The sequence below is a fragment of the Ruegeria sp. YKSE079 genome, from assembly GCF_059612845.1.
The window spans coordinates 1-10211 of record NZ_JBXWRJ010000038.1; the positions used below are offsets into that span (position 1 = coordinate 1).

Here is a 10211-nt window from a genome sequence, read left to right on the forward strand (position 1 = left end):
CTATAACCCGCGCCGTCGGCATTCAGCACTGGGAGGGAAAAGCCCCTTGGCCTTCGAGCGCCAAGTGGCCTAAATGAGCACTTGGAGCGGCACGAAAGCGCGACAAGACCACAACGCGCACAATGATAGCTTTCGTTCAATATCGGCCAAACGAAAGCGAGGAGTCCATGCTCTATGTCATGTCCGCATTAGATGCTGCTCAACTTTCCGCCCTCAAGGAGTTAGAAGCAGATTTGGGTTGCTCGATACTCGCGTTGACCAAAATGGATATCATTGACGACGGCATATCTGAAAATGCCCTGAGCAAACTTCAAAATCTGGAAAATGCTCTCGGGGTGGCGCTCGTGGCGGTGAAGCAAGACTAAACACCAATGCACGAGTCAGCATCGGGGATACGGATACCAATTGGTTGTACTCTCAAAGATTTACACGCGTACTGGAGACACCGGGATGACATCCCTGGTTTCAGGGGCACGCAGAAGTAAGAGCGATTTCCGAGTCGAGGCATACGGGACTGTCGATGAAGCTAACGCGCAAATAGGATCATCTAGGCAGTTCACAAAAGACAATCCAGATTTGGACCGCGTTCTGGAATTATTGCAGAACGACCTGTTTGACCTGGGTGCCGATATCGCGTCGCCGGAGCGCATCGATGATGGAAGGAACCCGGAGCTTCGAATTTGTTCCGATCAGGTGGATCGACTGGAAAGCGAAATAGATCTACTGAACAGGGATCTGGTTCCCCTACGCTCTTTCGTCCTTCCCGGCGGGACAGGCGCTTCTGCGGCACTTCATGTGGCCAGAACTGTTATGCGTCGGGCTGAGCGACTTATTGTTGCGCTCAATGCAATCGAAACTGAGTATGTAAACGTTGAGGCGATCAAATTTGCCAATAGAGCATCCGACCTGCTTTTTGTTGCGGCTCGGGTGGCCAACGAGAATGGCGCACGGGACGTCTTATGGGTCCCAGGTGCCAACAGAGCTTGAACTATGACAACAGACGCCTAATCAGGAGAATCCGATGACCTTCACCTTGCCTGACCTCCCGTACTCACACGATTCTTTGCAAGATTTCGGAATGTCGAAGGAAACTTTGGAGTATCACCACGATATCCACCACAAGGCCTACGCAGATAATGGCAGCAAGGCGATTGCAGGAAGTACGTGGGAAAACCAACCGATCGAAGAAATCGTAAAAGGTACATACACCGAAGGTGCCGTCGCACAGAACGGAATCTTCAACAACGCATCGCAATTCTGGAATCATTGCCTCTTCTGGGAAAGCATGACGCCTGGGGGAACAGGTATGCCTGGCGCATTGGAAGCCGCTTTGGCGGATTCTTTTGGCAGCGTTTCCGAATTCAAGGAATCGTTCGCCGCGGCCGGGGCTGGGCAGTTCGGTTCTGGTTGGTGCTGGCTCGTGAAGAAACCTGATGGAAAGCTCGCAGTCACAAAAACCGAGAATGGCGTTAACCCGTTGTGCTTTGGCCAAGTGGCACTCCTCGGGTGCGATGTGTGGGAGCATTCCTACTACATTGATTTTCGGAACAAACGACCAGCATACATCCAGAATTTCTTGGACAAACTTGTGAACTGGGAGTTTGTGGCGTCAAGGATGTAAGGAGCACGCCTTGCTCAAGATGTGTGGTCAGGCGCAATCGAGAGCAGCGAGGTCGAGCTCATCGAAAGGGCGTTATTTCCTGCACGTAGCTCGGTCACTCGGATACAAACGGGTAAGACGCACCCACCCAACCGGTAGCAGTTTCTAGCCGAACGGTTCTGGCGCGGCTCGCCGAATTTGTCAGTCTGTGTGCATGTTCAACACGGATCTAGACATGCTTGCGGACACGTCCATTGCACCTAAAGTGACAACTCACGAGGAACGTCGGCTTGTCGTCAATGACTTGCTGAAAGAGCTTCTTGTGGAAGCCGCGTCTCCTCAGCTAGCTGAAGCTGCGGGTGTCCTGGACGGAACCGTCATTGCACGTGACCTGTCTGAAGAGCGGCGGTTGTTAGCTTTGCAATGTCTGGGCACTTGGCACCAATTGGCGGCAATCGCCCGCGAGTTTGACGCCGTGCTCAATCGCCGCGTGGCCGAGCGCACCGGGTCAAGTCGGCCCGGTGGTATTCATGAAGCCCTGACGCGCATCGCCGACCGCGCTCTACCACAGTCCGATATCCGAACCGTGTTGGAGAACCTGGATCTATCTCCGACAATGACAGCGCATCCGACAGAAACCAAGCGCATTACGGTGCTGGAGATTCATCGGCGCATCTACCGCCGCCTCACCGATTTGCTGACGCGCGAATGGTCCCCTGCGGAAGAGAGGTCGTATCGCGAAGCTCTCCTCGCCGAAGTCGAGATCCTCTGGCTGACAGGCGAACTGAAGCTCGAGTCGCCTTCGATCTCCCAGGAAGTGGATTGGGGCATTCACTTCTTCGAAACGGTTCTGTTCGATGCGCTTCCGACTCTCGCAGACACGCTGAATTCCGAGTGCCTGTCACTGTTCGATATTCCCGTCGACCATCCGTTCCTTCGGTTCTCGTCGTGGATCGGCGGCGACCGCGACGGCAATCCCTATGTGACGACCGAGGTCACGCGGGCTTCCCTGGCCCGCTACCGCGACGCCGCTCTGAGGTCCTATCTGGCCCCGTTGCAGACGATGGCCCGACAACTGTCGATCGGGACGAGCGTGGCGCCGATCCCGTCCGGCGTGAAGACCGGGCTGGACGAGCTTCTCGCCGCTTGTGGTGCGCAGCGCGTGGAGATCGAAAGACGCAACGCCGGAGAACCGTTCCGCCAGTTCGCCGCCGCGCTTCTTCTGCGCATTCGTGCCACGATCGACGAGGCGACCGGCCATGACATCGGAGCCCTCCCGTTCGGTCGGTCCGCTGAATTTGCGCGGACGTTGCAGACCCTCTTCGACGGGTTGTCGAAAGCAGGTGCTCCGGCCGCGGCGAACAGGCTCGTTCTACCGGTCCTGCGGCGGGCTCAGATTTTCGGCTTTCATACTGTTGCCCTGGACATCCGGCAGAATTCCGCGGCGATAAACGGCGGACTGGCAAAGGTATTCCGAGCTCTCGACGGGGAGGCCGCTCCGCTCCCGGGCTCGGCGCAATGGGGTGAGCGGATTGTTCGGGCAATGACTGAGGATGTCCCTGATTTTGCTTTGCTCGACCTCGACGATGACGCATGCGAGATTGTCTCCCTCTTTGCCCTACTTGCGGACGCGCGACGTCGTGATCCGCGCGCGATCGGCAAGTTCATCCTCTCGATGACCGCGTCAGCCGAAGATCTTCTGGCCGTTCATCTTTTTTCGATATGGGGCGCCGGGCCGTCCAGGGAGATCGTCTCGGCACCGGAAATCGTGCCGCTGTTCGAGACCATCGAGGACCTTCGGGCTGCACCGGCGATCCTCGAGACGGTGCTGAGCAATCGGGTAGTCCGGCGCGCCGTGCGCGAAGGTGGTGATCGTCAGGAGGTCATGCTGGGGTATTCCGATAGCAACAAGGATGGAGGTTTCCTCACCTCGAACAGAGAACTCTTTAAAGCTCAAACGGCGTTGCGCCGGATCGGCGACAAGCATCGCGTGGCGGTGACCTTCTTTCACGGTCGGGGCGGTTCTGTTAGCCGTGGCGGCGCGCCGGCCGGCAGGGCAATCGCCGCACAGCCGGCCGGTACGGTCGGCTCACGCATGCGCGTGACGGAACAGGGCGAAATCGTATCGGCGAAATTTGCCAACCGGGGCACCGCCCTGGACAACCTGGAGCGCCTGGTCGCGGCGGTGATCACACATTCCGCGGAAAAATCGGAACGGGCCGAGGAAGGTGAGGTTACGGAAGCGCTGGACGCGCTTTCCGGCCTGGCACAGGTCCACTATCACGACCTGGTCTCGCGCGACGGCTTCATCCAGTATTTCCTGGATTCGAGCCCGGTCGAAGAGCTCAGTCTTCTAAAGATCGGATCCAGGCCTAGCCGCCGGACTGGCTCGGTTCCGGAAGATCTGGGCGATCTGCGCGCGATTCCGTGGGTGTTCGCATGGTCGCAGAACCGGCACATGATCACGGGCTGGTACGGAATCGGGACCGCACTGACGTCGATCACCAATGTTCGCGGCAAGGAGGGACGAATCCTCCTCCGAAAGCTGTTCGAAACATCGAAGATGTTCCGCTTGGTCATTGATGAAGCTGAAAAGCTGCTTTTCCAATCAGATCTCGAAATCGCCAGGGCCTACTCCAAACTGGTTTCCAACACTGAGGCGCGAGAAAAGATTTTCGATTTGGTGGCTGAGGAACACAGGCGCACGCAAGCCGCCATCCTTGAACTCACCGAGGAATCCAGCCTCTGTCAGAGGTTCCCGGACTTTCGGGGGCAACAGTCCTCAATGGCCGCGCAAATGCACGGGTTGCACAACCTACAAGTCGATCAACTGCGCAGGGTCCGCGACGCCGGTGGCGCAGAACAAGCGAAACCAGAAGATGTCGATACGCTCCTGATGACCATTCATGTCATTTCGAGCGGACTTGGATGGACCGGATAGGGGAGAGTGATGAAAGAATATATCAACGATCAGGGCGCGAAGTTTTTCACGCAAGACGTCGAAGAACGGGACCCGGAGCTCTGGGCCACTGTCGAGCGGGAGTTCGGACGGCAATCGCATGAAATCGAGCTGATCGCCTCGGAGAACATCGTCAGCAAGGCGGTGATGCAGGCCCAGGGCTCGGTGCTGACCAACAAATACGCTGAAGGCTATCCCGGCCGGCGCTACTATGGCGGATGCGAGTTCGTCGATCAGACCGAGGAGCTGGCCCGCGACCGGCTGAAGGAGCTCTTCGGATGCAGCTATGTCAACGTGCAACCGAATTCCGGAAGCCAGGCCAACCAGGCAGCCTTCATGAGCCTGATTCAACCTGGTGACACGTTCCTAGGCCTCAGTCTCGACGCAGGCGGGCACCTGACGCATGGCGCGCCTGTCAACTTGTCTGGTAAGTGGTTCAACGCTGTTCACTACGGGCTGGGCGACGATGGCATCATCGACATGAACATGGTCGAGGACATCGCAACGCGGGAGAAGCCCAAGCTGATCTTGGCCGGACATTCCGCCTATTCGCGCCATCCCGACTTTGAAGCGTTCCGGGACATTGCCGACAAGGTGGGCGCAAAGCTGATGGTGGACATGGCGCATTTCGCGGGGCTGGTCGCGGCGGGTCTGCACCCCTCGCCCCTACCCTATGCCGATGTCGTGACCTCGACCACGCATAAAACGCTGCGTGGACCGCGCGGAGGCATCGTGCTGTCGAACGACGAGGAGTTGGGCAAGAAGATCAATTCTGCTGTCTTCCCCGGTCTGCAGGGCGGGCCACTGATGCATGTGATCGCGGCGAAGGCCGTCGCCTTTGGGGAAGCTCTGCGACCAGGCTTCAAGGTCTACATTCAACAGGTACTAGACAACGCCAAACGGCTGGCCGGCGACCTGAAGGCAGGCGGCGTAGATATCGTTTCCGGTGGCACAGATTCACATCTGATGCTCGTCGATCTCAGACCGAAATCCCTGACCGGCAAGGCGGTGGAGATCGCCTTGGGGCGTGCGAATATCACCTGCAACAAGAATGGCGTCCCGAACGACCCGCAAAAGCCAATGGTGACAAGTGGCATACGGCTGGGCACGCCGGCGGTCACGACGCGCGGGTTGCAGGAAGATGACATTTCCAAGGTTGCCGAGCTCATCCTGCGTGTCGTCGACGCGATCGACGCTTCGGACGGCAGCTGCGACGACGCCGTGGAAGCGTCTGTGCGGGCGGACGTGGCGCAGTTGCTCGAAAGTTTCCCGATTTACAAGGGCGCCTGAGCCGCAACGCGGGATCCTCCCTCCTGCGACGCAACTGGACCGCACCGCTGAGTGCGGTCCATTTTTTTGCCGTCACTTCTTGACTATCTGAATGACGTATCAGCAACCGGCAAGCGCCGCAGTCGATTATTGCATAGGTGCGCAAAACGACAATTGCGGTTATCTCAAAAGGACTGAAACTCGATCCAAGATTTCGTAATCTAGCTGCGGATTAAGCTAAGTGTCTCTCGGCGCAAGCTAGAATCCTTTGACAGCGCGCCGCGAGCCACGATCGTAACCGTTTTACTCTTATCTGCGCGCGCACCGCGCATTGCCATGCACATATGCTCGGCCTCAACCACGACCATAACGCCGATGGGGTCCAATCCGCTAACTAGCGTATCGGCAATCTGTGCGGTCAGCCGTTCCTGAAGCTGCGGCCGTTTGGCGAGTGTTTGGGTGACACGGGCCAGCTTGCTGAGTCCGGCGAGGCGCCCGCCACCAGGAAGGTAGGCGATATGAGCCTGTCCGAAGAAGGGAAGCAGATGATGCTCACACATCGAAAAGAATGAAATGTCTTTGACGACAACAACCCCTTCATGTTCGTCGCTGGAAAACTGCGTTTCGAGATGAATGGTTGGGTCTTCCTCCCTACCGGCGAAGACTTCCTGATACATTTTGGCCACTCGTGAAGGAGTGTCCACTAGCCCCTCCCGACTGGGATCTTCTCCCAAAGCCTCAAGAATGAGGGTTACAGCGTCCTCGATCTGTTTCTGCACATCCATCGGCGCCTTGTTGACCCCATTGGCCGTCTGAACATAGTTCATTTTTTCGTTCCAGGTATTGCGAATAGTGTGTTTGAATATCTCCCGCCCGCGCAGGTCCAATACACGCATGAGAGTTCAATCATCCGGCGCCCACCCGAAACAGATGTGCAATACCGGAGACAGCGGTCGCCCAAGGCCAAGGATCTTGGATGTCCTGTCATCGTCGAAACCAGCCACAAGAACCGATCCCAACCCAAGGCTGGTCGCCTGAAGCATCATGTTTTGCGCTGCGGCTCCTGCCTCTATGGCTACGTAGGTCGGCCCGCGCCGACCGTACGGCTTCTGATCCGCGAAGGCACATGTAGGCGCTATGAAATCGGCGCAGATCGAGATGACAAGAGGAGCCTCGGCAAGCCACGTCTGATCGTCCACGGCGGCAGATTTCAGGTCAGCCCGTACGTCGCGCTTACCTACCAGCGCCAGTTGCCCGTCTTCAGGGGCTACGCGATGGAGCCCCTGTGCCAGGTTCTCAACATTCCCTGAGACGAGAAAAAGGGTCAGCGGATATAGCGCGTGCGCAGAAGGCACCACTCTCTGCCCACCGCTACCAGAAATTCCCTGACCCGCTTGGATCAGCAACTCTACGACCTCAAGTGGAACCGCCTTGTCGGAGAATTTGCGCACCGACCTCCGGTTGCGGATGGCAAACCGCAGAGTATCGTCTGACAAGAGGTTTCCTTTCCGGCCCTATTCCGCGGCGGTCGCGGAGATCGTGTTCACCCGTGCGGCGCAGAACTTGAACTCCGGGATCTTGCCGTAGGGATCCAACTGCGGATTGGTCAACACGTTCGCGGGGGCCTCCACAAAACAGAACGGGATGAAGATCATACCGGGCGCAACCTCCCGGTCCGCGCGCAGGATGGCGCTGATCACCCCGCGCCGGGTCTCAACCTCGATCTTTTCACCGGGAACAAGACCGAGCCGGTCGATCTCTGCCGGGCTCATGGCCGCGATCCCGTCCGGCTCGATTGCATCGAGCACGGTGGCGGTGCGTGTCATGGCGCCGGTGTGCCAATGCTCCAGCAACCGCCCCGTGGTCAGGATCAGGGGGAAGTCGTGATCCGGAGTTTCGTCGGGCGGCAGCAGGTCGGCCGGAACGAGCTTGCCGCGCCCGTCCGGAGTGGGGAAGCCGTTCTTGAAGATCACCCATTCCTCGCTGTCACCTTCGAGCGGATAGGTCACGCTGCCGCGATCCTCGACCATCTCGAAGGTGATGCCGGCCAGCGACGGCATGACGGAGGCCATTTCGGCGAACACGTCCCGCACCGACCGGTAGGACCAATCCATCCCGATGCGGGTTCCCAGGTCGATGAGAATGTCGATGTCCTGACGGGCCTGACCCGGCAAGGGGACACAGGGCCGCCCGATCTGAACCTGGCGATTGGTGTTGGTGAAGCTGCCGAGCTTTTCCGCATGGGCCGAGGCCGGCAGGACCACATCCGCGTGCCAGGCGGTTTCGGTTAGGAAGATGTCCTGCACGACGAGATGTTCTAGCTTGGCAAAGGCGGCGCGAGCGTGGTGCTGGTCGGGATCCGACATCGCGGGGTTTTCCCCCATGATATACATCGCCTTGACCTTGCCAGCGTGAACCGCGTCCACCGCCTCGACCACCGTCAGCCCGACGTTCTGATCGAGAACCCGTCCCCAGGTATCCTCCATGCCCGCCCGCACATCGGCATTGTCGACGCGGCGGTAATCCGGGAAGCTCATGGGAATGAGCCCGGCATCCGATGCGCCCTGGACGTTGTTCTGACCGCGCAGTGGATGCAGCCCGGTGCCCGGACGGCCGATCTGGCCAGTGATGAGCGCCAGGGCGATCAGGCAGCGGGCGTTGTCTGTGCCATGAGTGTGCTGGCTGACGCCCATGCCCCAGAAGATGATCGAGTTTTGCGAGGTCGCATAGAGCCGGGCCACTTCGCGGAGTGTTTCCGCTTCGATGCCGCAGACTTCGGCCATGTCTTCGGGTGCAAAACCGACGACCTTGGCCTTGAGCGCCTCGAACTCGGCAACATGCGCCTGAATATACTGCGCGTCGTAAAGTTCCTCTTCGACGATGGTGTGCAGCAGTGCGTTCAGCATCGCCACGTCGGTGCCGGGCTTGAACCGCAGCGCATATTCGGCGTGGCGCATCATATCCTGGCCGCGCGGATCCATGATCACGAGCTTGGTGCCGCGCTTTGCTGCACGTTTGAAATAGGTCGCAGCGACGGGGTGATTGGTGGTCGGGCGGGCGCCAATGACGATCACGCAATCCGCCTTGACTGCATCCATGAAAGGGGCCGAGACTGCGCCCGAGCCGACGCCTTCGAGCAGCGCCACGACCGAGGAGGCGTGACAAAGCCGCGTGCAGTGATCCACGTTGTTGGTGCCGAATCCGGCGCGGATCAGCTTCTGGAACAGATAGGCCTCTTCATTCGACCCCTTGGCCGAGCCGAAGCCGACGATGGCTTGACCGCCGTCGCGCAGATGCACCCGGTTCAGCCCTTCCGCAGCCCGCGCCATGGCCTCTTCCCAGGTCGCCTCGCGGAAGACGGTCATCGGATCGGTGTTGTTGAGGTCGATGTCACCCGCTTTGGGCGCGTCCTCGCGCCGTATGAGCGGGGTCGTCAGTCGACGGTCGCTCATTACGTAGTCGAAGCCGAAGCGGCCTTTGACGCAGAGTCGGTTCTCGTTGGCCGGGCCGTCGGCGCCATCGACCCGCACGATCTTGCCGCCGGCGACGGACACTGAGGTCTGGCAGCCGACGCCGCAGAACGGGCAGACGCTTTGGATCACTTCGTCGATATCCGCTTCGGCCACGACACGCATCTTGCCCGCATCGTCCAGCAGCGTTTTCTCCATCAGCGCACCCGTCGGGCAGGCCTGAACGCATTCGCCGCAGGTCACGCAGGTCGAGAGCCCCATGTCGTCGCCCTGGTCGAAGATCGGAATGCTGTGGCTGCCGCGCCCCCCCATCCCGAGCACATCGTTGACCTGCACGTCACGGCAGGCGCGGACGCAGAGGTTGCAGGCGATGCAGGCGTCGAGATTGACGGCAATGGCCGGGTTGGTGATGTCGTGAACCGGGATCGAGCCCGTCTCGAATTTGCTGGGCAGCGCCGTGCCCGTCACCTTGTCGGTGATCCCCATGGCGCGGGTCCAAGCCCAGAAATCGCTGGTCCCGTCGGGGCTCTCGTCCGGCGTCGGCATGTCGGCGCCCAGCATTTCGAATACGGTTTCGCGCGCGGTGCGGGCGCGGTCGCTTTCGGTCTTGACCACCAGCCCCTCGGAAACCTTCCGGGCGCAGGAGGCCGCGAGCACCCGCTCACCTTCGATCTCGACCATGCAGGCGCGGCAGTTGCCGTCCGCGCGATACCCCGGCGCGTCCTTCCAGCACAGATGCGGGATGTTGACACCCTCGCGCTTGGCGACCTTCCAGATCGTTTCGTCGGCGTCGCACTGGACCTGTTTTCCGTCCAGCGTAAAGGTCACACGGTCTGACATCACAAATCGTCCCTGAAATATCTCAGCAAATGTCTCACTGGGTTCGGTGCCGCCTGACCGAGACCGCAGATGG

Annotated in this window: 9 protein-coding genes; 5 read left to right on the top strand and 4 right to left on the bottom strand. The window is 59.4% G+C overall.

Translation table 11 applies throughout. The features are described from left to right. The first annotated feature begins 122 nt into the window (after window positions 1-122). The 5 genes from AC2FMY_RS21530 to glyA all read left to right on the top strand — a co-directional run bounded on the left by AC2FMY_RS21530 (window position 123) and on the right by glyA (window position 5849). Window positions 123-365 (top strand): hypothetical protein, encoded by a 243-nt coding sequence (locus tag AC2FMY_RS21530; RefSeq protein ID WP_496808054.1) that lies wholly within the window; start codon window positions 123-125, stop codon window positions 363-365. Between the two features lie 40 nt (window positions 366-405). Beyond that, window positions 406-987, top strand: a complete 582-nt coding sequence (locus AC2FMY_RS21535; RefSeq protein WP_496808055.1) for a cob(I)yrinic acid a,c-diamide adenosyltransferase — start codon at window positions 406-408, stop codon at window positions 985-987. Between the two features lie 34 nt (window positions 988-1021). After that, a complete protein-coding gene (locus tag AC2FMY_RS21540; RefSeq protein ID WP_496808056.1) occupies window positions 1022-1621 on the top strand; it encodes a superoxide dismutase in 600 nt (199 codons plus the stop codon). Between the two features lie 193 nt (window positions 1622-1814). After that, window positions 1815-4541, top strand: coding sequence for a phosphoenolpyruvate carboxylase (locus tag AC2FMY_RS21545; RefSeq protein WP_496808057.1), 2727 nt, complete (start codon window positions 1815-1817; stop codon window positions 4539-4541). Window positions 4542-4550: 9 nt separating this feature from the next. Further along, window positions 4551-5849, top strand: coding sequence for a serine hydroxymethyltransferase (gene glyA, locus AC2FMY_RS21550; RefSeq protein ID WP_496808058.1), 1299 nt, complete (start codon window positions 4551-4553; stop codon window positions 5847-5849). 200 nt (window positions 5850-6049) lie between these two features. Here glyA and folE read toward each other — a convergent pair whose 3' ends face one another. From folE to AC2FMY_RS21570, 4 genes are read right to left on the bottom strand one after another with little or no spacing between them, the layout of a single operon-like run. Further along, complete coding sequence (folE, locus tag AC2FMY_RS21555) at window positions 6050-6724, bottom strand: GTP cyclohydrolase I FolE (protein ID WP_496808059.1); 675 nt, start codon at window positions 6722-6724, stop codon at window positions 6050-6052. Window positions 6725-6730: 6 nt separating this feature from the next. After that, window positions 6731-7324: a SagB/ThcOx family dehydrogenase gene (locus tag AC2FMY_RS21560; protein WP_496808060.1), complete on the bottom strand. Its 594-nt coding sequence runs from the start codon at window positions 7322-7324 to the stop codon at window positions 6731-6733. Window positions 7325-7342: 18 nt separating this feature from the next. After that, window positions 7343-10138 carry a formate dehydrogenase subunit alpha gene (gene fdhF, locus AC2FMY_RS21565; RefSeq protein WP_496808061.1) on the bottom strand — a complete coding sequence of 932 codons (2796 nt, stop codon included), beginning with the start codon at window positions 10136-10138 and terminating at the stop codon, window positions 7343-7345. Further along, window positions 10138-10209, bottom strand: a complete 72-nt coding sequence (locus tag AC2FMY_RS21570) for an NADH-ubiquinone oxidoreductase-F iron-sulfur binding region domain-containing protein (RefSeq protein WP_496808062.1) — start codon at window positions 10207-10209, stop codon at window positions 10138-10140. Before AC2FMY_RS21570 ends, fdhF begins: the two co-directional genes overlap by 1 nt. Window positions 10210-10211: the final 2 nt, after the last annotated feature.

Excerpts from the sequence above, each read along its gene's own strand:
- AC2FMY_RS21530 (WP_496808054.1), top strand. The coding sequence starts at position 123 with ATGATAGCTTTCGTTCAATATCGGCCAAACGAAAGCGAGGAGTCCATG.
- AC2FMY_RS21540 (WP_496808056.1), top strand. The coding sequence starts at position 1,022 with ATGACCTTCACCTTGCCTGACCTCCCGTACTCACACGATTCTTTGCAA.
- AC2FMY_RS21545 (WP_496808057.1), top strand. The coding sequence starts at position 1,815 with ATGTTCAACACGGATCTAGACATGCTTGCGGACACGTCCATTGCACCT.
- glyA (WP_496808058.1), top strand. The coding sequence starts at position 4,551 with ATGAAAGAATATATCAACGATCAGGGCGCGAAGTTTTTCACGCAAGAC.
- folE (WP_496808059.1), bottom strand. The coding sequence starts at position 6,724 with ATGCGTGTATTGGACCTGCGCGGGCGGGAGATATTCAAACACACTATT.
- fdhF (WP_496808061.1), bottom strand. The coding sequence starts at position 10,138 with ATGTCAGACCGTGTGACCTTTACGCTGGACGGAAAACAGGTCCAGTGC.